The following is a 21607-nucleotide window of genomic DNA, read 5'->3' on the forward strand; positions in this document are numbered from 1 at the left end:
CTCTGCGGTGATTCTCGACCGTGCGGGCGGTCAGGCCTCGGTCGGCGCGCCGCCCGGCTCGCCCGCGGGCTCCGGGTCGACGACCGTGACCTTGGCGGGGCGTACGACGCGCTCGCCGATCTTGTAGCCGGCGTTGACGATGTGCTGGCACGTCGTCGTGGTGACGTCGGGCGAGTGCGCGTGCATCAGCGCCTCGTGCAGCCGCGGGTCGAACTCGTCGCCCGGGGCGCCGAACTTCACCAGGCCCTGACCGGCGACGATCCGCTCCAGCGAGTCGGCGACGGCCTTGAAGCCGCCCTCCAGCTCGCCGTGCTCCCGGGCCCGGTCGAGGTCGTCGAGGACCGGGAGCAGCGAGGAGAGGATGGAGTACCGGGCGTTCTCGAGCACCAGCTCGCGGTCGCGGTCGACCCGGCGCTTGTAGTTGACGTACTCGGCCTGGAGCCGCTGCAGGTCCGCGGTGAGCCCCAGGACGTCGGCCTGGGCCGCCGCGAGCGGGTCATCGAGCGGGAACTCCTGCTGCGGCTCCTCGGCGGCCGGGGCCCCGGACGCCTGGACGTCCGGGGACCCCGTCTCGCCGCCGCGGGCATCACCCTCCGTGTCGAACGAGGTCATGCCCTCGTCGGGAAAGTGCTGCTCCGTCACTTGCTGTCACCGTCCGTGCTGTCGTTGTCGTCCTCGACGATCTCGGCGTCGACCACGTCCTCGTCCGCGTCACCCGTGCCGGTGGTGCCACCGGCGGCGGCCGCGTCGGCCTGGCCGGCGGCGTACATCGCGGCGCCCATCTTCTGGCTGGACTCGTTGAGCTTGGTGAGCGCGGCCTGGATGGCGGAGGTGGCGTCGTCGTCCTCGCCGGACTTCTCGAGGGCCGCCTTCAGCGCGTCGACGTCGGCGCGGACCTCGGTCTTGACGTCCTCGGGCACCTTGTCGCCGTTCTCCTCGAGGAACTTCTCGGTGGAGTAGACGACGCCCTCGGCCTGGTTGCGGGTCTCGACGGCCTCCTTGCGGCGGCGGTCCTCCTCGGCGTACTGCTCGGCGTCCTTGATCATCTTGTCGATCTCGTCCTTGGAGAGGGCCGAGCCGCCGGTGATGGTCATGGACTGCTCGCGGCCGGTGCCGCGGTCCTTGGCGGAGACGCTGACGATGCCGTTGGCGTCGATGTCGAAGGACACCTCGATCTGCGGGACGCCGCGCGGGGCCGGGGGCAGGCCGGTCAGCTCGAAGTTGCCGAGCGGCTGGTTCTGCGCGGCCATCTGGCGCTCGCCCTGGTAGACCTGGATCATCACCGACGGCTGGTTGTCGTCGGCCGTGGTGAAGACCTCGGACCGCTTGGTCGGGATCGTGGTGTTGCGCTCGATGAGGCGCGTCATCACGCCGCCCTTGGTCTCGATGCCGAGGCTCAGGGGGGTGACGTCGAGGAGCAGGACGTCCTTGACCTCGCCCTTGAGCACGCCGGCCTGGAGCGCGGCGCCGACCGCGACGACCTCGTCGGGGTTCACGCCCTTGTTGGGCTCCTTGCCGCCGGTCAGCTCCTTGACGACCTCGGCCACCGCGGGCATGCGGGTCGAGCCGCCGACCAGGATGACGTGGTCGATCTTGGCGACGTCGATGCCGGCGTCCTTGATGACCTGGCGGAACGGCTCCTTGGTCCGGTCGAGCAGGTCCTGCGTCATCCGCTGGAACTCGCCGCGGCTGATCTTCTCCTCGAAGTGCAGCGGGCCGGACTCGGAGTGCGTGATGTAGGGCAGGTGGATCGTGGTCTCACTCGACGAGGAGAGCTCGATCTTCGCCTTCTCGGCGGCCTCCTGGAGGCGCTGCTTGGCGATCTTGTCGCTGCCGAGGTCGACGCCGTTGTTGTCCTTGAACTTCTTGACCATCCACTCGACGAGGCGGGTGTCCCAGTCGTCACCACCGAGGTGGTTGTCGCCGGAGGTCGCCTTGACCTCGACGACGCCCTCGCCGATCTCGAGCAGGGACACGTCGAACGTGCCGCCGCCGAGGTCGAAGACGAGGATGGTCTGGTCGCTCTCCTTGTCGAGGCCGTAGGCCAGCGCCGCCGCGGTCGGCTCGTTGACGATGCGGCTGACGGTGAGGCCCGCGATCTCGCCGGCCTCCTTGGTGGCCTGGCGCTGCGCGTCGGAGAAGTACGCCGGGACGGTGATGACCGCGTCGGTCACGGTCTCGCCGAGGTACGCCTCGGCATCGCGCTTGAGCTTCTGCAGCACGAACGCGGAGATCTGCTGGGGGGTGAACGTCTTGTCGTCGACCTTCTGCTTCCAGTCGGTGCCCATGTGGCGCTTGACCGACCGGATGGTGCGGTCGACGTTGGTGACGGCCTGCCGCTTGGCGACCTCACCGACGAGGACCTCGCCGTTCTTGGCGAACGCGACCACCGACGGGGTGGTGCGCGCGCCCTCGGCGTTGGCGATCACCGTGGGCTCACCGCCCTCGAGGACGGCGACGACGGAGTTGGTGGTACCGAGATCGATGCCGACCGCGCGAGCCATGGACTACCTCCTGTTGACGTGCAAGTTCTGGTTCGACGCCGACTCTGCGGCGTCTGCGTCGAGTCTGTCAAACAAGTTGAGTCGCTTCAACTCAACTTCTTGTAGCGTCGCTCACGCAGCACAACGAGCCGGTGGTGCCGCAGGATTCCCGGACCCGTGTGTACGACGGGGCGCTGCCCGGGCCGCTCCCCTGCAGAAACTGGCGCGGCCGGTGCGAAGTTTCGGCCTAGATGCGTCGGTTTCCCAGCAGATGGTGGGAAACCGACGCCTCCCCGCGGGCGCTCAGCCGATGGTGACGCGGACGGCGTTCGAGGCCTGCCCGGTGGCCATGTCGACGACCCGGAAGCGCTGCTGGCCGGTGCGGCTGGTCAGCACGTAGGTCTCGAAGGTGCCGCCGCGGACCGTGGCGGTCACCGGGAAGTTGGTCCAGCCGCCCTCGAAGCGCTGGACCTGCAGGCGGGCGCCCTCGCCGGCGCGGAAGACGCCGGTGAGGTTGATCCGCTCCCCCGGCGCCACCGTGGTCGGGTAGCCCTGGAGCGTGATCGGACGGGCCGGCTTCGACGGACTCGGCTCCTCGGTGGGGCTCGGCTCCTCGGTCGGGGAGTCGGACACCTCCGGCGGGTCGGGGTACGCCTCGGGGCTGGTGCTCGGCTTGCCGGACGGGATGTAGAGGCTCGGCTCCTGCGTCGGACCGTCGGCCGCCTCGCCGATGCCGGACATCTTCGCGGCGCCGAAGGCGATCGCGCCGACGATCAGGCCGACGAGCAGCGACACCGCCACGAGGGCACCGAGGCCCATCAGCAGCGTGCGGCTCCAGGAAGCCTCGTCGTCCAGCCGTGCCATGCCCCGATCATCCCCGACGCGACAAGGTGCCGCGTCAGCGACTCCCCGGGTCCGCCGGGGGAACGTCGCCCGACGGGGTGTCCGACGTACCGGCCGGCGCGTTCTCCGGGAAGTGGCAGGCGACCTGGTGCCGCGGCGCCAGCTCGACCAGCGGGGGCTCCTGCGTCTTGCAGATGTCCTGCGCCTTCCAGCACCGGGTGTGGAAGCGGCAGGCGGGCGGCGGGTTGATCGGCGAGGGCACGTCGCCCTGCAGCCGGATCCGCTCGCGCTCGTGCCGACGCTTCGTGTCCGGGATCGGTACGGCGGACATCAGCGCGACCGTGTACGGGTGCATCGGCCTCTCGTAGAGCGGGTCGCGGTCGGCGATCTCGACGATCTTGCCGAGGTACATGACGGCCACCCGGTCCGACACGTGCCGGACCACCGACAGGTCGTGGGCGATCATCACGTAGGTCAGGTTGAGCTCGTCCTGCAGGTCCTCGAGCAGGTTCACCACCTGCGCCTGGATGGACACGTCGAGCGCCGAGACCGGCTCGTCGGCCACGATCAGCCGCGGCTTGAGCGCGAGCGTGCGGGCGATGCCGATGCGCTGCCGCTGGCCTCCGGAGAACTCGTGCGGGTAACGGTTGTAGTGCTCGGGGTTGAGCCCGACCAGCTCCAGCAGGTCCTGGACCGCCTTCTTCACGCCACCCTCGGGCTTGACGTCCTGCAGGTGGAACGGGGCGCTGACGATCTTGCCGACCGTGTGCCGCGGGTTCAGCGAGGAGTACGGGTCCTGGAAGATCATCTGGATGTCGCGCCGCAGCGGGCGCATCGGCCCGTCCTTGAGGTGCGTGATGTCGCGGTCCTCGAACTCGATCTTCCCGGCCGTGGGCTCCTCGAGCCGGGTGATCAGCCGGCCGGTGGTGCTCTTGCCGCAGCCGGACTCACCGACCAGCGACAGGGTCTCGCCCTCACGGACGGTGAAGTCGAGGCCGTCGACGGCCTGCACCGCCGCGACCTGCTTCTGGAGCAGGCCCTTGCGGATCGGGAAGTGCTTGACCAGCCCGGTGACCTTCAGCAGCTCCCGCCGCTCGGCGGTGCCGGCCCCCTCGGCGCGTGCGGCGCCGCTCGGGTCGGTGACAGTCATCTCTCTCCTCGACTCAGAGCTTCGGCTGGATCTCGTCGCGCCACAGCTCGCGACGCTTCGCGGGCGGCAGGTGGCAGGCCACGAGGTGGTTGTGCCCGGCGTCCACCAGCTCGGGCCGCTCGGTCGTGCTCAGGTCGCCGTTGAGATCGGCGAACCGGCAGCGCGGGTTGAACGCGCAGCCCTTGGGCACGTTGATCAGGCTGGGCGGCGAGCCGGGGATCGGCAGCAGCCGCTCCGAGCGCACCCGGTCGAAGCGCGGCATCGACCCGAGCAGGCCCCACGTGTAGGGGTGCTCCGGCTCGTTGAAGATCTGGTCCGCGGTGCCGTACTCCACCGACCGTCCGGCGTACATCACGAGGATGTCGTCGGCCAGCTCGGCGACCACGCCGAGGTCGTGGGTGATGATGATGACCGCGGAGTGGAACTCCTTCTGCAGGTCGCGGATCAGGTCGAGGATCTGCGCCTGCACGGTCACGTCGAGCGCGGTGGTGGGCTCGTCCGCGATGAGCAGCTCGGGGTCGCACGAGAGCGCCATCGCGATCATGGCGCGCTGCCGCCTGCCGCCGGAGTACTGGTGGGGATAGGAGTCGACGCGCTGGTGCGGCTCGGGGATGCCGACCCGGTCGAGCATCTCGATGGCGTGCTGGCGGGCCCTGTCCTTCGAGACGTCGTTGTGGATCCGGTACGCCTCGATGATCTGGTTGCCCACCGTGTAGTACGGGTGCATCGCCGACAGCGGGTCCTGGAAGATCATCGCCATCCGCTTGCCGCGCATCTTGCGCACGATCTCCGGCGACGACCCGACGACGTCCGTGCCGTCGACGAGGATCTGGCCGGAGATGTTCGCGGTGCCCTGCTTGTGCAGGCCCATCACGGACATGCTCGTCACGCTCTTGCCGGACCCCGACTCGCCCACGATGCCGAGCGTCTTGCCCCGGTGCACGTGGAAGGACAGGCCGTCCACGGACTTCACCAGGCCGTCGTCGGTCGGGAAGTGCACACGCAGGTCGCGTACGTCGAGGAACGGCTCGCCGTCCCCGGTCGGGCCGGGTGCCGGCTCGCGCAGCGTGGAGGTGCTCTCGCTCATCGGGTCCTCACCCTCGGGTCGACGACGGCGTACAGGATGTCGACGATCAGGTTGGCCATCACGACGAAGACCGCCGCCAGCAGGGTCACGCCGAGGATCTTGGGCAGGTCGTTGGCGAAGATGCCCTGGACGGCGTAGTTCCCCAGGCCGTTCAGGGAGAACACCCGCTCGGTGAGCACCGCACCACCGATCAGCAGGCCGAAGTCGAGACCGAAGATGGTGACGATCGGGGTCAGCGCGCCGCGCAGCCCGTGCTTGACCACCACGCGCTTCTCGACCAGGCCCTTGGCCCGCGCGGTGCGGACGTAGTCCTCGTTCATCGTCTCGAGCATGCCCGCCCGGGTCAGCCGGGCGTACTGGGCGCTGAACAGCAGCGACAGGGTGATCCACGGCAGCAGCAGGTCGTACGCCCACGCGGCCGGGTTCTGCGTGAAGGGTGTGTAGGAGCCGCCAGGCGCGGTGATGTTGAACTTGTAGCTGAAGAAGGCCAACGCCATGAGGCCGGTCCAGAAGATCGGCATCGACACTCCCGCCAACGCGAAGATCATCGCGAAGCGGTCGAAGAAGCTTCCGCGTTTGAGCGCGGAGAGCACGCCGATCGACACCCCGGTGATCAGCCACAGGATCGAGGCGCCGATGGCCAGCGCGAAGGTGACGGGGGCACGGTCCATCAGCTCCGGGAACACCGCCTGGCGGGTGATGAACGAGTAGCCGAGGCACGGGGCGGGGCACTCGACGTCCTGGGCGCCCATGTCGTACGTCGTGCCGACCACGACGCCCTTCGCCCAGTTGCCGTACTGCACCCAGATCGGGTCGTAGAACCCGAGCCGTTCAGCGGTGAGCTCGACCGTCTCCACGTCGGCGGCGCGGCCGACGTAGCGGGTCGCAAGCGACTCCGGCGTCGCACCGGCGAGCCGGGGCACCAGGTAGAAGATCGAGAAGGTGATGGCGCTGACGACGAACAGCAGCACGATCGCTGCGACGAGTCGCCGGATGATGTAGGTGATCACGCATTTCTCCGGCCGAGGTGCCCGGCCGGGGAGGGTCTCCCCGGCCGGGCACCGCGTGCCTCACTCGTGGTGGCTACTGACGAGGGGTGGCAGGTGACCCGAGGGTCACTGGACACCCATCGACATGTAGTCGTACATGCCGAACGAGTCGTTGACGAACACGTTGGTCAGGTCCTGACCGCGGACGAGGACGCTCTTGGCGTAGACACCCGGGTAGACCACGGCCTCCTCCATGACGCGCTTGTCGATCTCGGCCCAGTCGGCCTCGCGCTTGGCGTCGTCGAGCTCGAGGACCGCCGCGTCGAGCATCTTGTCGACCTCGGGGATCCGGACGCTCGTGTTCGACGAACCACCGGTCTCACGGATGACCCGGCTGTCCACGATCTGCGACAGGAAGCCGAAGCCGTCGTTCCAGTCGGCGCCCCAGCCGTTGGTGCACAGACCGAGGTTGTTCTTCACCACGAACGGCGGGAGGCCGCAGTTCTCGGAGAAGTACGTTGCCGCCGGGTAGCCCTTGAGCTCGACCTTGATGCCCACGCGGTCCAGCGCCTGCTGGAACGCCTCGGCGGTGGCCTCCTCCTTCGGGCGGTCCGAGCGGAACGCCATGGCGGTCTCGAAGCCGTCCGGCTGACCGCAGTCCGCCAGCGCCTGCTTGGCCTTGTCCAGGTCACCGGTCTCGCCGGCCTGGAAGAGGTCGAACTTCTCGTAGCCCGGGATCTGCGGGGGCAGGATCGTCGTGGCCAGGTCGCCGCCGGCGAACTCGCCGCCGTAGGCCGTCTGGTACGACTTGTGGTCCATCGCGTACATGACGGCCTTGCGGCAGTCGATGTTGTCGAACGGCTTCACGGTCGGGTTGATCGAGGTGTACCAGAGCCGCGCGATGGTCGGGTTGTCGACGTTGGCCTTCTTGGCCGGGTCGGAGAGCACCTGGCTCATCGCGGCCGGCTGGACGCCGGTGCCGGCCAGGTCGACCTGGAGGTCACCGGTCTGCAGCCGCTGGTCGATGTCGTCGGCGTTGACGTTGAGCTGCACGTCCCAGCCGTCCGGCAGGGCCTTGCGGTTCGGGTCGGTCGACTGGTCCCACTGGTCGTTGCGGACCAGCTTGAAGCCCTTGCCGGGCTGGAGGTCCTGGAACTTGTACGGGCCCGTGGAGACGATCTCGTTGCGGTACTCCGCACCGCTGTCCTTGTCCTGCGGGATCGGCATCGTCTGGGTCAGCTGGGCCAGGTAGTCGAACCCGGCGAACGGCTGCTTGAGGTGGAAGACGATGGTGTAGTCGTCCGGGGTCTCGATCGCCTGGTCGGTGTCCAGGTCCGGCGTCTTGTAGACGCTCTCCCAGCCCTTGGGCAGGTCGAGGAACTGCTCGAAGTAGGCCGGGCCGTTCGGGAACGTCTTCTTGTCGGTCGACCGGAGCACGGCGTACTTGACGTCCGCGGCGGTGACCTCGGTGCCGTCCTCGTACTTCACGCCCTCACGGATCTTGTAGGTCCAGGTCTTGCCGCCGTCGCTCGGCTCGCCGAGGTCCTCGGCCAGGTCGGGCACGAGCTCGTTGCTCGCGTCGCCCGGGGCGGCCTTGAACATCAGCAGCGAACGGCCGTACAAGCGGGCGAAGTTCCACGAGAAGCCGTAGTACGTCTCACCCGGGTCGAGCGTGTCCCAGTCGCTCGAGTGGGCTGCCTTGATGATGCCGCCCTTCTTGTCGGACGGGTTGTAGACCTCGCTCAGCGCGGCGTTGAACTCGGGGGTCGCGGACGAGCCGCTGTCCCCTCCGTCGCCGTCACCGGAATCGCCGCCGCCGCACGCACTCAGCGTGAGTGCGGCGACCGCAGCGAGAGCACCGAGTGCCCTCCACCGGGTGTTCCTCATCAGTGTTGACCCCTTCTTTGAGGTGTGGTGTTTCCCTTAGCGGGTTCGAGGATCGAGCGCGTCGCGCAGCCCGTCGCCGAACAGGTTGAAGGCCAGGACGGTGGCGAAGATCGCCAGGCCGGGCCAGAGCATGAAGTGCGGGCTCGTGTAGAAGGTCACGGCGTCCGAGAGCATGCCGCCCCAGGTCGGGGTCGGCGGTCGCACGCCGACGCCGAGGAACGAGAGCGCCGCCTCGAACAGGATGTTGGTCGGGATCAGCAGCGTCGCGTAGACGAGGATCGGCGCGACCAGGTTCGGCAGCAGCTCGGTGAACAGGATGTACGGCCGCCGTGCGCCGAGGCTGCGCGAGGCGTCGACGAACTCGCGCTGACGCAGCGACAGCGTCTGGCCGCGGATGATGCGGCCGATGTAGGGCCAGTTGAAGAAGCCGATGATGAAGACCAGCAGCACGATGCGCAGCGTGTTGCCCTGGATGCCGAAGGCCCGGTCGGGGAAGACACCGGCGAGCGCGATCGCGAAGACCAGCAGGGGGAACGCCAGGAACATGTCCATGAGCCGGCTGATGACCGAGTCGACCCAGCCGCCGAAGAAGCCGGCGACGACGCCCATGGTCGTGCCGATCACCACGGAGACCAGCGTCGCGAAGAACGCGATCAGCAGCGAGATGCGCGCGCCGTAGACGACCCGGCTGAAGATGTCGCGGCCGTTGACCGGCTCCACGCCCATCAGGTGGTCCCAGCTCATGCCGCCGAAGTTCCCGGTCGGCAGCAGGGTGCCCCCGGCCGTGTCGATGAGGTCCTGGTGGAACTGAGTGGGCGGGTCGCCGAGGAGCTTCACGATCAGCGGCGCGAAGACCGCGACGAGGATCAGGAAGACCAGGAACACGAAGCCGGCGATCGCGACCTTGTCGCGCTTGAGCCGCCGCCACGCGATCTGCCCGAGCGAGCGACCTTCGATCTTGTCACCGCCGGCGAGCGCTGCCTCGTCGGCCGCGACACTGCCGGACGGCCCGAGCTCCAGGGGCGTGCTCACGCGTGCTCTTCCTCCACAGGCCGGCCTCGACGCACCGGGACGGGTACGCCGACAGCCAAACGTCGTCCCTGGGGCACCCGGAGTCAAGGATCGACAGGACCGTGTTGCCCAATCGTGACTCGCAAGTCGCGAGAGCGTCACCACCACCCCGGTGGCCCGGGGCCGACGTCAGGCGCGTCCGGGCCGGGGCGTGACCGTCACCCGCGCGCCGTGGCGCGGGACGCTGGTGATGTTGCGGACGCGGGGGTAGTCGGCCGGGCCGTCGGGCAGCGCGACGTCGTACGCCGCCAGCACCTCGCGCAGCACCGCGACGCCCTCCATGAGGGAGAAGCCGGCCCCGATGCAGCGCCGGACGCCGCCGCCGAACGGGATCCAGGTGTTGGGCGCCACGTGGCCCTCGGAGAACCTTGCGGGTCGGAAGACCTCCGGGTCCGCGAAGTTGTCCTCGCGGGCGTGGCTGATGATGATCGACGGCCCGACGTTGGCGCCGCGCGGCAGCTCGCGACCTCCGATGGTCGCCGGCTGCATGAGGTGCCGCACCACCATCGGGATCACCGGGTGCAGCCTCATGGACTCCTTCAGCACCGCCTCGAGGTGGTCGTCGTCGCCGCTGACGGCGGCATCGCGGGCGCGGGCGAGGTGACCCGGGTCCTTGCCGAGCTCGTAGAGCGCCCAGGACAGCGCGGTCGCCGTGGTCTCGTGGCCGGCGAGCAGCAGGGTGACGAGCTGGTCGCGGAGCTCGGCGTCGGAGAGCGGCTCCTCTCCGGCGCCGTCGGTGCCGACCTGGAGCAGCCGGGACAGCACGTCGGTGCGCTCGGCGAGATCGGCCGCGGCGCGGCGTTCGGCGATCTCGGCGTACATCACCCGGTCGAGCTCGCGCTGGTTGTCGACGGTGCGCTTCCACGGTCCGAACCGCTGCAGCCAGGGGTAGCCCCAGCCGAGCAGGACCGCGGGATTGATGTCGACGGTGCGGTTGACGAGCGGGCGCAGCTCGGCGAGCCGGGCCTCGTCGGTCACGCCGAAGACCACGCGGAGGATCACCTCGAGCGTCAGCCGGTTCATCCGATCGAGCGAGCGGAAGGTCTCGCCGGGGCGCCAGGTTGCGACCTCCGCCCGCGCGATGTCGGTGACGAGGTCCTGGTAGCCGCGCAGCGCCGCGCCGTTGAACGCCGGCATCAGCAGCCGTCGGGCGCGCTTGTGCTCGGTGGAGTCCTGGAGCAGCAGGGAGTGCTCGCCCATGATCGGGCCGAGGATCGCGTTGCCCTTGCCGGCGTGGAAGACCTCCGGGTCGCCGGCGAAGATCTCCTTGGCGTGCTCGGGCCGGGTGAACAGCACCAGCGCGGAGCCCTCGGGCATGAGCCGCACCGTGAACACGTCGCCGTAGCGCCGGTGCATCCGCGGGACGAACCAGTGCCGGAAGCGCACCAGCGCGATGCTCTGCACGAGCGCGGGCCAGCGCGGACCGGGCGGCAGGGCGCGGCGGTCGAGCCGCGGCGCGGCGTCGCCGGTGAACGGGCGCATCCGTTCGAGTCGCTCGTCGGTCACGGTCATGGCGGGGCTCCCGTCGCTGGAACGTGTTCCTGATTTCGCATACTACGGGTATGTCGCCGCGCTGGACAGGGGCCGGCTCAGGAGACCTCGGGCTGCTCGCCGGAGCCGGCGGCCGCGCGGGCCCGGGCCTCGCGCTCCGCGATCGCGTGCTCGTCGGTGCGGGCGTCGTACGACCAGAAGTCGCGCAGCCACAGAGCTGTCGCGGTGACGCCGACGACGCAGGCGATGCCTCCGCTGGTGATCGACGCGCGCACCGACCAGGCGTCGGCGACGAGCCCGGCGCGGACCTGGCCGCCGAGGGGGCCGAGGGAGTACGACAGCATCTCGATGCCGGCGAGGCGGCCGCGCATGTGGTCGGGGATGGTCTGGTTCCAGACGGTCGAGCGGAAGATGCCGCTGATCATGTCGGCGGCGCCGGCGATCGCGAGGAACAGCGCGGCGGTGACCAGGCTGGGCGCGAGTCCCATCAGCGCGATCGCGATGCCGTAGCACGTCGCGGCGATGACGATCGCGCGGCCGTGGTGGTGCACCCGGGCGACCCAGCCCGACGTGGCGGTGGCGACCATGGCGCCGACGGTCTCCGCCGAGTAGAGCAGCCCGAGCAGCTGGGGCTGCTCGAAGATGTCCTGGACGAGGGCGGGGAACAGCACGACCGGCATCGCGAGCAGCATTGCAGCGATGTCGACGAGGTAGGTGCCGAGCAGGTCGCGGCGCCGGGCGGCGTAGACCACGCCCTCCTTGATCGCGCGCAGGCTGGGCGGGGTGGTCTCGCCGGTGTGGGGGTAGGGGCGCATCAGGAGGAAGAGGAGCGTCGCGGCAACCAGGCCGGCGACGTCGACGACGAAGCACCAGCCGATGCCGACGGTCGCGAGCAGGACGCCGCCGATGGCGGGACCGGTCAGGAGCCCGATCTGCATGCCGAACGACGACAGCGCGCTCGCCGCGGCGATCTGGTCGTGCGGGACGGTGCGCGGCTCGAGGGCGTCCTTCGACGGGCGCTGCAGGGCGCCGGCGGTCGCGAGGAGCGCCCCGACGACGTAGATGAGCCAGACGTGCGGGTCGTCGAGGAAGGCGTTCCAGGCGAGGACGCCGGTGAGCGCGACCTGCGCGAGCGCCGTGCCGATCAGCAGCCTGCGCCGGTCCACGTGGTCGGCCAGCGCTCCGCCGTACAGGCCGAAGACGAGCAGCGGGACGAGCTCGGCGATGCCCAGCGCGCCGACGGCGAAGTTGGAGCCGGTCAGGTCGTAGAGCTGGTAGGGGACGGCGACGTACGACACCATCCCGCCGAGGTAGAAGACCGTCCCGGCGACGAAGAGGAGACGGAAGTCGCGGTGCTGCCGCAACGGCGTGGTGTCGAGGCGCATCGCCTTGAGCCGGTCCCGCAGTGTCACGAGCGGGAAGTCTCGCAGGCGGATGTCGGTGGTGCAGCCGGTTTTCAGACGACGCTGAGCAGGAAGGCGGAGACGAAGCCGAGCACCGTCACGAGGCCGACGAGCCGGCCGGCGTGCTCGACCGCCTCGGGCAGCATCGTGTCGGCGAGCATGGTGAGGATCGCGCCGGCGGCGAACGCCTGGGTGGCGGCGACCCACCGCGGGTCGGCGTCGCCGAGCAGGCCGTAGCCGAGGGCGGCCGCGACCGTGCCGGCGAGGGTGACCAGCGCCCATACGCCGAAGATGTGCCGACTGCTCTGCCCCGCCTTGCGCATGCCGGCGGAGGACGCCAACGCCTCGGGGACGTTGGAGAGGAAGACCGCGGTGACGACGGCGACGCCGACCCCGCCGCCGTCGACGAGGCTCAGGCCGATCGCCGCGGACTCCGGGATGCCGTCGAGGAGGGCACCGAGGACGAGCGCGGAGGCGGCCGCGTCGGGCTGGGCGCCGGCCGGGTTCTTGCGGCGGTGCGCGCCTCGCCGGTCGAGCCACTCGTCGCCGGCGAAGTAGACGAGCGCGCCCGTGAGCAGGCCGAGCGCCACGGGAGGCGCGCCGGCGGACAGGTAGGCCTCGGCTGTCAGCTCGAACGCGAGCGCGCTGAAGAGCACGCCGGCGCCGAAGCCCATGACCAGGCCGACGATCCGGTGCGGCACGTCCCAGAGCACGCCGATCGCCGCGCCGAGGAGCAGTGCGGCTCCCCCGACGAACCCCCACCAGGCGGCTTCGAGCACACGGTCAGGCTAGGCGGCCCACGCGGTCAGGGCAGCAACCCGTCGCGGCGGGCGATGGCGGCCGCCTCGGTGCGCCCGGCGGCACCGAGCTTGGCGAGAATGTTGCTGACGTGCACGCTGACGGTCTTGGCGCTGATGAACAGCTGCCGCCCGATCTCGCCGTTGCTGCGGCCCTCGGCGACGAGAGACAGGATCTCGGCCTCCCGGGCGGTCAGCTCGCTGGGCGACTCGGCGCGCGCTCGAGGGCCGCCGGCGCCGCGCAGCTCGGTGAGCAGCGGCTCGGCGTCGAGCCGCTCCGCGGTCGCGCGGGCGGCGTCGACCAGCGGCCGCGCCTCGTCGGAGCGGCCCGCGGCGCGCAGGACGGCGGCCAGGCGGGCCTGGGAGCGGGCCGTCTCGAACGCGTTGCCCATCAGGTCGAACGCGTCGACGGCTGCCTGCCAGGCCGCGACCAGGTCGTCCTCGGCGGGCGGTTCGACATCGGCGAGCCAGCGCAGCCGGAGGTGCTCGGCATGGGCCCGGGCGAGCCAGGCGTTGCCCTCGGGACCGAATGGACGCTTGCGCTTCTTGACCCGCTGTCGGGCCCCCTCGACCGCGCCGAGGAGCGGCGGCAGCCGGTCGACCAGAGCGGCGCGTTCGGCGGCGGACAGGCGTGGCGCCGCGGACGCGAGCTGGCCGAGCAGGACGGCGACGAAGCGGATGCGGGCCTGGAAGTGCTCGCTCCACATCGCCGAGAGCGCTGCGACGCCTTCGTCGTGGACGGCGATCGCTGCGTCGAGGTCACCCGCGTCGCCGTGCGCGTCGATGGCGGCCGGGACGGTCAGGACGGGGATCATGCCGTCCTTCTCCCAGTGCGGTCGGAGCCGGTCGTGCATGAGCCGGCCGTCGGGCTCGCCGCGGCCGGCGGCCACCGTCATGCGGACCGCGTCGAGCAGCGCCTCGGCGACCGGCGGGCCCGGGGTGCTGACCCGGTCGGCCGCGGCGAGCGCGTCGTCCCACGCGCCGCGCTGGTAGTGGGTGAGCGCCTCGAACAGCCGCGAGTCGAAGCCGTACGGCGCCCACGGCCGGCCGGCGGTGCGGGCCACCTGGTCGCCCGCGCGGAAGGACTCGGCCGCCGCCGGAAGGTCGGCGCGTTCGTGGTGGAGGTGGCCGATCAGGAACTGGCTGCGCATCTCGGTGGCGGTGTCGCGGGTCGCGCGAGCCCGGCTGACGATGCCCTCGAGGGCCCGGAGCGCGGCGTCCGGGTCGCCGACGCGCTGGTCGACACCCGCGAGGGTCGTGGTCGCGTCGGCGACGACCATGGCCAGGTCGAGCTTCTGGGCCAGGCCCAGGGCCTCGGTCGCGAACTGGGCGGCGTCCTCGTCGCGGCCGTGGGCGAGCTGGGCCCGGGCGTGGACGGCCAGCAGCTTGCCGCGCAGCGGGCTGGGCTCGTCGTCGACGAGCGCCATCGCCTCGGTGGTCGCGTCGAGCGCCTGCTCGTCGTCCTCCGTGAGCAGGGTGGCGCCGGCCCACGCCATCAGGAGACGCGCCCGGTGGTGGGCGGGCGCGTCTCCCGGGAGACGAGACAGCTGGTCGCGCACGAGCTTCTGGGCGCGTTGCGGGTGGCCGGACGCGATCACCGCGTCGCTGGTGCGCATGACCAGCGAGATCGTGTCGACGTCCTCGGGCAGCGCGCGGCGCGGGTCCGACAGCAGCTCGAGCGCGGCCTCGTAGTGCTGGGCGGCCTCGTCGGGACCACCGACCGACATCGCGTCGTCGCCGGCCTCGATGCTGGCCCGCAGCGCGGTGTCGAGGTCGTGGGCGGCGCGGGCGTGGCGGGCGAGCTCGGCGGCGGTGCCGTCGACGGCCTGGCTGCCGATGGCCTCGGCGTACGCCGCGTGCAGCCGGACGCGTTCGCCCGGGAGCAGGTCGTCGTAGACCGCCTCGGCGAGCAGCGCGTGCCGGAAGGCGTAGCCGTCGGCGCCCACCCGGACCAGCACGTGCGACTCGACGGCGGCGCGGACGGCGCGCTCGAAGGTGTCGGGGTCGAGGTCGAGGACCACGCTGAGCATCGCGTGCGGGACCCGGCGGCCGGCGACCGAGGCGGCGCGGACCACCCGCCTGCCGTCGTCGTCGAGCCGGTCGAGCCGGACCAGCAGGAGGTCGGCGAGGTCGTCCGGCAGTCCGTGCGCGCCGAGCTCGGCGGCGACGAGCTCCTCGGCGAAGAACGCGTTGCCCTCGGCGCGCGTGACGATCGTCAGCAGGTCGGCCTGGGACAGCTCGCCGCCGTGGAGCGTGCGGACGAGTCGCCGTACGTCGGCGTCGGCGAGGGGCGGCAGCGCCACCCGCACCACGCCCGGGACGCGCACCCACTCGGCCACCGTCGTACGCAGCGGGTGGCGGCGGTGGAGGTCGTCGGAGCGGTAGGAGACGACGACGGCGACGGGGTTGCGGAACGGGCGGGAGAAGAGGAAGGAGAGGAGGTCGCGGGTCGAGCGGTCGGCCCAGTGGGCGTCCTCGACCACGACGAGGAGGGGCGTGTCGGCGGCGAGCTCGTCGAGCGCGCCGTGGACGGACTCGAACAGGTCGCCGCGGTCGAGGCCCTCGCCGGGACTCGCGGCGGCGCCGGACAGCATGCGGCGGCCGGGCTGGAGGTGGAGCAGTGCGGGGTGCTGCTCGGTGAGGTGGCGGGTGGCCTCGGCGTCGGAGCGCTCGAGGCGGCCGAACAGCTCGCTGAACGGGAGGTAGGGCAGGGCGCTGTCGCCGAAGTCGAGGCAGTGGCCGACCGCCGTACGCCAGCCGGCGCTCTCCGCCCGCGCGATCAGCTCGCCGAGGACGCGGGTCTTGCCGACCCCGGCGTCGCCGGCGAGGAGGACAGCACGCGACCGCGGCTCGTCGTCCAGGCCGATCTGCTCGGCGAGGTGGGCGAGCTCGCGGTCGCGTCCCAGGATCGGTGCGGCGGCGTCGGTGTCAGGGGCCACGAGCCCCATCATCTCGCCGACGACCGACAGGTGGCGCGCGGTTTTCGCGTCGTCACCCGGGGCGTCCTGCTCGGTGTCGCTGGATTCGGTGGTGCCGGTGGTGCCGGTGGTGCCGGCCGGCGCCGCCGCGACCTGCGGGATGCTCATCCCCGCGGGTCAGGCGACGGCGACGGGACGACGGCTCGGCTGGGGCAGCTTCAGCGTCCGCCGGCGGCGGATCCGCAGCCGGCGACGTCCGCCGGAACCCCACTCGCGGGCGGCCCGCTCGCGCCGGTAGTCGAGCTCGGCGGACCAGAACGGCTCCATCGCAGCGCTGGCGATCTCACTCATCATCATGACCTCTCCTCGGTTCTCTGATGACGTCAAAGATGCGCCTCTGAGGTAGCCCCGGACATCGGAAGGAATCCCTATCTCTCGCCGCCTCGGGACCGGGGTGCCTTAGGTCTACCGAGGGGGTGCCTTAGGGGCCGGGACCCGGCTGTAACGCGGGGTTATTGACGCTTCACAAGGCGCATTTCGCTGGGGAAGCGTCCACATGCCTGGGGAAGTGCCCCCTGTACGGCGGTCGGCGCGGCCGGGCGACGAGGGGCAAGATGCGCCGACTCGGCGGCGCCAGGAGGGCAAGATGCGCCGACTCGGCACGTCTGAGGGGGCAGGACACGCCGACTCGAGCTCTCCCGGCGGGAGGTCCGAGCCGGGTCGGCGCCTCACCGCGGGAGGTCCGAGCCGGGTCGGCGCCTCACCGCGGGAGGTTCGAGCCGGGTCGGCGCCCCACGGCGGGAGGTCCGAGCCGGGTCGGCGCCCCACGGCGGGAGGTTCGAGCCGGGTCGCGGGGTCAGTGGTCGGGCAGGTCGCGGAGGTGGCGGACCGGGCTGGCCAGCAGGATCAGCGGCGACAGCACGGTGAGCGCGGCGAGCACGAGCAGCGCGTCCCGGGCACCCAGCCAGGTCGCGAGGGCGCCCGCGGCGAGGCCGCCGAGCGGGATGGCGCCCCACGAGACGAACCGCACCGTGGCCATCACCCGCGAGAGCATCTCGGGCGGGCTGGCGATCTGGCGGTACGTGCGGGTGCAGGTCGAGAGCACGACCACGCCGCCGGCGAAGACGACGTTGCCGAGGGCGAACATGAAGTACCCGACGACCCCGCTCCCGACCGGGATCAGGAACGCCCCGCCGACGGACACGAAGCCCGCGACGACACAGGCCCGGGCGGACCCCACCGCACGGACGACCGAGGGCACGAGGGCGGCGCCGACGAGCGAGCCGATTCCCTCGGCGGCGAGCAGGAAGCCGACCAGGGCGGCGGGGGCGTCGAGGTCGCGCACGAGGTACAGCGCGAACAGCGCCATCTGGCCGCCGCACACGAAGTTCGTCGCGGTCGCGTCCCACATGCAGGGCCCCATGATCGGGTGCCGCGTCACGTACTCCCAGCCCTCGCGGATCATCGCGCGCATCGGCGGCCGGTCCGGCGACGGCACGTGCCGCTCGGGCAGGCGCCGCAGCAGGACGGCCGAGACGACGTACGACGCGGAGTTCACCAGCAGGGTCGGCACGGCGCCGAGCAGCGAGACGCACACGCCGCCGAGCGACGGGCCGCCGAGCTGGCTCGCGGCGTGCGTGCCGCTCATCAGCGAGTTGCGGGCCTGCAGCTGCTCCTTGGGTACGACGGAGGGCAGGAAGGTCGAGTTGGCCACGTCGAACAGCACGTTGGCGAAGCTGGTGACGAGAGCGACCACGACGAGCTGCGCGACCGACAGCACCCCCAGCCACCAGGCGACCGGGATCGACGCGACGGCAAGAGCCCGCGCGACGTCCATCCCGACCTGGAGCCTCCGCAGCGGCAACCGCTGGGTGATCACGCCGGCCGGCAGGCCGATGACGAGCCAGGCGACGTAGGCCGCCGCCGCGATCACGCCCATCTCGAACGCGGTCGCGTCGAGCGCGAGCAGCGCCGTCAGCGGCAGCGCGACCGCACCGACCGCCGACCCGACCGCGCTGGTCGCGCCGGCCGACCAGTAGGTCCAGAACGCCCGTGTCCCCGACGACTCGCGCTGCTCGCGTGTAAGTTCCATAATGGAACTGACCATAGAGGCTGCCCCGCACCACCCGCAACCGGGAGGATCGACCTCGTGAGGAGGAACCCGTGAGGCGCGACGACCTGACCGACGCGACCTGTGGCATCGCCCAGGCGCTGGGCGTCGTCGGCGACTGGTGGACGTTCCTCGTCGTGCGCGAGGTGGCCGGCGGCACGACCCGCTTCGACGGCATCCAGGCCGCGCTCGGCATCAGCCGCAGGGCTCTCACCGAGCGGTTGACCCACCTCGTCGAGCACGGCGTCCTCGTGCGCACGCCGTACAGCGAGCGGCCGCCGCGCCACGACTACCTCCTCACCGCCAAGGGCGAGGGCCTGCTGCCGGTGCTGCTCGCGCTGCAGGAGTTCGGCGACCGGCACGTGCTCGGCGACGGCGCCGTGACCGCGACGGCCGCGGCCTCCTCGGCCGAGGCGCAGCGCGTGCACGACCTCGTCGGCCACCGGGTCGCCGACGTCGGCCTGCCCGCGCACACGGGAGACGAGGTGCGGCTCCGGCCGGCCGAAGGGTGGCGCGTCGTCTACTTCTTCCCCGGTGCGTTCGCCCCGGGCGCGCAGGCCTACCCCGCCGGCTGGGGCGACATCCCCGGCGCGGCCGGCTGCACGCTCGAGTCGACGACGTACGCCACGCACCACGACGAGTTCGTCGCCGCAGGCGCCGAGGTCGTCGGGGTCAGCTCGCAGCGCACCGACCAGCAGGCGGCGTTCGCCGAGCACGCCGGGCTGCCGTTCCGGCTGCTGTCCGACGTCGACCTCCGGGTGGGTACGGCGATGCGGCTGCCGGCGTTCCGGGTGGCCGGCACCGACCGCTACAAGCGCCAGACGCTGCTGCTCGATCCCACCGGCACGGTCCGGCACGCGCAGATGCCGATCACCGACCCGGCCGGGTCCGTCACCGAGATGTTGAGCGCGGTCCGCGAGCTCGCCGGCTAGACCCGCCGGCCGCCGACGTACACCTCCCGCACCAGCGGCACCCCCGGCCGGTAGGCGAGGTGGATCGCCGACGGCGCCTCCAGCACGACCAGGTCGGCACGGGCCCCGACGCGCAGGTGGCCGACGTCGTCCCGGTCGAGCGCCTCGGCGCCGCCGAGGGTCGCGGCCCGCACGGCCTCGACCGGCGACATCCCCATCTCCCGCACGGCGAGCGCCACGCACAGCGGCATCGAGGACGTGTAGCAGGACCCCGGGTTGCAGTCGCTCGCGAGCGCGACGCGGACGCCGGCGTCAAGGAGCCGCCGGGCGTCGGGGTACGGCGAGCGGGTGGAGAATTCCACACCCGGCAGCAGCGTCGCGACCGTGCCGGTGTCGGCGAGGGCGGCGACGTCGGAGTCGTCGAGGTACGTGCAGTGGTCGACCGCGACCAGGCCGAGCTCGCAGGCGAGCTGCACGCCGGGACCGGGGCCGAGCTGGTTGGCGTGCAGCCGGCCGCGCAGCCCGGCGACCGCCCCGGCGGCGAGCACGGCCCGCGTCTGGTCGACGTCGAAGGCGCCGCGCTCGCAGAACACGTCCACCCACCGCGCGTGCGGCGCGCAGGCCTCGAGCATCGGACCGGTGACGAGGTCGACGTACTCCTCCGGCGTCGTCCCCTCCGGCACCACGTGCGCGCCGAGGAACGTCGTCTCCTCGGTGAACTGCCGCGCGACCGCGAGGCTGCGCGCCTCGTCGCGCACGCTCAGGCCGTAACCGCTCTTCACCTCGACCGTCGTCGTCCCCTGCCGCCGCATCTCGTCCACCAGCCGCGCGACGTTGGCGGTCAGCTGCTCGTCGGTCGCGGCACGCGTGGCGGCGACGGTGGTGCGGATCCCGCCGGCGGAGTACGGCGTCCCGGTCATCCGGGCCGCGAACTCCTGCGCCCGGTCGCCGGCGAACACCAGGTGCGAGTGCGAGTCGACGAAGCCCGGGACGACCGCCCGACCACCCACGTCGTACGACGCATCGGCCGCGGGCGCGCTGCGGGCGGAACCGGTCCAGGCGACGCGGCCGGACTCGACGACGACCGCGGCGTCGGGCAGCGGGGCGTGCCCGTGCTCCGGGTCGTGCGAGGTCAGCTCGGCGACACCGGTCAGCAGCAGCGAGGTCATGCGTCCCATACCTTCCGGATGACGGCGTCCAGCTCGGCGCCCACGTCGCGCCGGTCGTCGGCCGTGGCGACCACGACGCCGTCGGCGACGACGTGGACGACGTCGGCGGCGGTCGCGGCGAACACGGCCGTGGCCTCCCCTGCGCCGGTCCCCGCCGTGCGCGGGCTCGTGGTGTCGAGCGTGACCAGGTCGGCCCGCGCCCCCACCTCGATCCGGCCGGCGTCGGCGAGGCCGAGCGAGCGGTGGCCGACGGACGTGGCGGCCGCGAGCAGCTCGCCGGACGCCCAGTGCCCGCGCTGCTCGCTGGCGAGCCGCTCGTCGAGCTCGACCGCGCGCATCTCCTCGAACAGGTCGACCACCGCGTGGCTGTCGGAGCCGAGGGTGAGCGGCGCCCCGGCCTCGTGCAGCTGCCGCGACGGGCCGATCCCGTCGCCGAGGTCCCGCTCGGTGGTCGGGCAGAAGCAGGCGTACGTCCGCGACTCCCCCAGCACCGCGACGTCGCCGGCGGTCAGGTGGGTGGCGTGCACGGCCGACGTCCGGTCGCCCAGCGCGCCCGCCTCGCCGAGCAGCGCGGTGGGCGTGATGCCGTAGGCGTCGAGGCACTGGTCGTTCTCGGCGACCTGCTCCGACAGGTGCACGTGCAGCGGCGCCTCGTGCCGAGACGCCCAGGCCGCGACGAGCGGCACCTGCTCGCGCGGGACCGCGCGGACGGAGTGGACCGCCGCGCCCCGGTGCGGCACGTCGAGCGCCTCGACCCGTTCCGCCCACGCCTCGGCCGTCCCGTCGCTGAACCGGCGCTGCACGCCCTCGGGCTCCCGACCGATGCCGGCCGCGAGGTAGCAGGTGTCGAGCAGCACGACCCGCACCCCGGCCTGCCGGCCGGCCTCGACGAGCGCGTGGCCCATCGCGTTCGGGTCGTCGTACGGCGTGCCGTCGGGGCCGTGGTGGAGGTAGTGGAACTCGCCCACGGAGGTGATGCCCGCCAGCGCCATCTCGCGGTACGTCGCGCGGGCCAGGGCGAGGTAGCCGTCGGGGTCGAGCCGCGCGGCGACGGCGTACATCTGCTCGCGCCAGGTCCAGAACGTGCCGCGGTCCTCCTGCGTCCGGCCGCGCAGCGCGCGATGGAACGCGTGGCTGTGGCAGTTGGCGAGACCAGGAATCGTCAAGCCGGCAAGGCGTTCCGCGCCGTCGGCACCGCCGTGGTTCACCGCGGCGAACCGGCCGTCCTCGACCTCGACCCGCACCCCCTCGACGACCCCGTCGGGCAGCAGCGCACGCTCCAACCACCACCCGCTCAT

At 71.9% G+C, this 21607-nt stretch carries 17 protein-coding genes; 1 reads left to right on the forward strand and 16 read right to left on the reverse strand.

Annotated elements, in window-relative coordinates:
- Window positions 1–30: 30 nt before the first annotated feature.
- The 14 genes from grpE to ETU37_RS16185 all read right to left on the reverse strand — a co-directional run bounded on the left by grpE (window position 31) and on the right by ETU37_RS16185 (window position 18211).
- Entirely contained in the window at window positions 31–642 is a 612-nt protein-coding gene (grpE, locus tag ETU37_RS16120; protein WP_240755776.1) for a nucleotide exchange factor GrpE, read from the reverse strand.
- The gene (gene dnaK / locus ETU37_RS16125) at window positions 639–2504 is read right to left on the reverse strand and encodes a molecular chaperone DnaK (RefSeq protein ID WP_129988362.1); all 1866 of its coding nucleotides are present in this window, start codon (window positions 2502–2504) and stop codon (window positions 639–641) included. The genes grpE and dnaK overlap by 4 nt, the downstream gene beginning before the upstream one ends.
- Before the next feature lie 282 nt (window positions 2505–2786).
- On the reverse strand, window positions 2787–3347 hold the full coding sequence (locus ETU37_RS16130; RefSeq protein WP_129988363.1) for a hypothetical protein: 561 nt from the start codon (window positions 3345–3347) through the stop codon (window positions 2787–2789).
- A 34-nt stretch (window positions 3348–3381) separates the two neighbouring features.
- Window positions 3382–4476 (reverse strand): ABC transporter ATP-binding protein, encoded by a 1095-nt coding sequence (locus ETU37_RS16135; RefSeq protein WP_129988364.1) that lies wholly within the window; start codon window positions 4474–4476, stop codon window positions 3382–3384.
- A gap of 13 nt (window positions 4477–4489) precedes the next feature.
- Window positions 4490–5563, reverse strand: coding sequence for an ABC transporter ATP-binding protein (locus ETU37_RS16140; RefSeq protein WP_129988365.1), 1074 nt, complete (start codon window positions 5561–5563; stop codon window positions 4490–4492).
- Complete coding sequence (locus ETU37_RS16145; protein ID WP_129988366.1) at window positions 5560–6573, reverse strand: ABC transporter permease; 1014 nt, start codon at window positions 6571–6573, stop codon at window positions 5560–5562. The genes ETU37_RS16140 and ETU37_RS16145 overlap by 4 nt, the downstream gene beginning before the upstream one ends.
- A 105-nt stretch (window positions 6574–6678) precedes the next feature.
- Window positions 6679–8439 (reverse strand): ABC transporter substrate-binding protein, encoded by a 1761-nt coding sequence (locus ETU37_RS16150; protein WP_129988367.1) that lies wholly within the window; start codon window positions 8437–8439, stop codon window positions 6679–6681.
- Between the two features lie 36 nt (window positions 8440–8475).
- A complete protein-coding gene (locus tag ETU37_RS16155) occupies window positions 8476–9471 on the reverse strand; it encodes an ABC transporter permease (RefSeq protein WP_129988368.1) in 996 nt (331 codons plus the stop codon).
- A gap of 168 nt (window positions 9472–9639) precedes the next feature.
- On the reverse strand, window positions 9640–11022 hold the full coding sequence (locus ETU37_RS16160; protein WP_129988369.1) for a cytochrome P450: 1383 nt from the start codon (window positions 11020–11022) through the stop codon (window positions 9640–9642).
- A 77-nt stretch (window positions 11023–11099) separates the two neighbouring features.
- Entirely contained in the window at window positions 11100–12413 is a 1314-nt protein-coding gene (locus tag ETU37_RS16165) for an MFS transporter (protein ID WP_240755777.1), read from the reverse strand.
- Between the two features lie 44 nt (window positions 12414–12457).
- Window positions 12458–13183 (reverse strand): ZIP family metal transporter, encoded by a 726-nt coding sequence (locus ETU37_RS16170; RefSeq protein ID WP_129988370.1) that lies wholly within the window; start codon window positions 13181–13183, stop codon window positions 12458–12460.
- Window positions 13184–13209: 26 nt separating this feature from the next.
- On the reverse strand, window positions 13210–16287 hold the full coding sequence (locus ETU37_RS16175) for an ATP-binding protein (protein WP_129988371.1): 3078 nt from the start codon (window positions 16285–16287) through the stop codon (window positions 13210–13212).
- 9 nt (window positions 16288–16296) lie between these two features.
- Window positions 16297–16476 carry a hypothetical protein gene (locus tag ETU37_RS16180; RefSeq protein WP_129988372.1) on the reverse strand — a complete coding sequence of 60 codons (180 nt, stop codon included), beginning with the start codon at window positions 16474–16476 and terminating at the stop codon, window positions 16297–16299.
- Window positions 16477–16975: 499 nt separating this feature from the next.
- On the reverse strand, window positions 16976–18211 hold the full coding sequence (locus ETU37_RS16185) for an MFS transporter (RefSeq protein ID WP_206053976.1): 1236 nt from the start codon (window positions 18209–18211) through the stop codon (window positions 16976–16978).
- A gap of 71 nt (window positions 18212–18282) precedes the next feature.
- Here ETU37_RS16185 and ETU37_RS16190 point away from each other — a divergent pair, with 71 nt between their 5' ends.
- A complete protein-coding gene (locus ETU37_RS16190) occupies window positions 18283–19161 on the forward strand; it encodes a winged helix-turn-helix transcriptional regulator (protein WP_129988374.1) in 879 nt (292 codons plus the stop codon).
- Here the strand turns inward: ETU37_RS16190 and hutI are convergent.
- A complete protein-coding gene (hutI, locus tag ETU37_RS16195; RefSeq protein WP_129988375.1) occupies window positions 19158–20309 on the reverse strand; it encodes an imidazolonepropionase in 1152 nt (383 codons plus the stop codon). The two genes, ETU37_RS16190 and hutI, sit on opposite strands and share 4 nt — an antisense overlap.
- Window positions 20306–21607, reverse strand: a complete 1302-nt coding sequence (locus ETU37_RS16200) for a formimidoylglutamate deiminase (protein ID WP_129988376.1) — start codon at window positions 21605–21607, stop codon at window positions 20306–20308. Before ETU37_RS16200 ends, hutI begins: the two co-directional genes overlap by 4 nt.

It is taken from the genome of Nocardioides iriomotensis (assembly GCF_004168035.1).
GTDB lineage: Bacteria > Actinomycetota > Actinomycetes > Propionibacteriales > Nocardioidaceae > Nocardioides_B > Nocardioides_B iriomotensis.

Bases quoted from the DNA above. Each gene is read 5' to 3' on its own strand.
- dnaK (WP_129988362.1), bottom strand. From the start codon at position 2,504: ATGGCTCGCGCGGTCGGCATCGATCTCGGTACCACCAACTCCGTCGTC.
- ETU37_RS16130 (WP_129988363.1), bottom strand. From the start codon at position 3,347: ATGGCACGGCTGGACGACGAGGCTTCCTGGAGCCGCACGCTGCTGATG.
- ETU37_RS16135 (WP_129988364.1), bottom strand. From the start codon at position 4,476: ATGACTGTCACCGACCCGAGCGGCGCCGCACGCGCCGAGGGGGCCGGC.
- ETU37_RS16140 (WP_129988365.1), bottom strand. From the start codon at position 5,563: ATGAGCGAGAGCACCTCCACGCTGCGCGAGCCGGCACCCGGCCCGACC.
- ETU37_RS16150 (WP_129988367.1), bottom strand. From the start codon at position 8,439: ATGAGGAACACCCGGTGGAGGGCACTCGGTGCTCTCGCTGCGGTCGCC.
- ETU37_RS16160 (WP_129988369.1), bottom strand. From the start codon at position 11,022: ATGACCGTGACCGACGAGCGACTCGAACGGATGCGCCCGTTCACCGGC.
- ETU37_RS16175 (WP_129988371.1), bottom strand. From the start codon at position 16,287: ATGAGCATCCCGCAGGTCGCGGCGGCGCCGGCCGGCACCACCGGCACC.
- ETU37_RS16180 (WP_129988372.1), bottom strand. From the start codon at position 16,476: ATGATGATGAGTGAGATCGCCAGCGCTGCGATGGAGCCGTTCTGGTCC.
- ETU37_RS16185 (WP_206053976.1), bottom strand. From the start codon at position 18,211: ATGGAACTTACACGCGAGCAGCGCGAGTCGTCGGGGACACGGGCGTTC.
- hutI (WP_129988375.1), bottom strand. From the start codon at position 20,309: ATGACCTCGCTGCTGCTGACCGGTGTCGCCGAGCTGACCTCGCACGAC.
- ETU37_RS16200 (WP_129988376.1), bottom strand. From the start codon at position 21,607: ATGAGCGGGTGGTGGTTGGAGCGTGCGCTGCTGCCCGACGGGGTCGTC.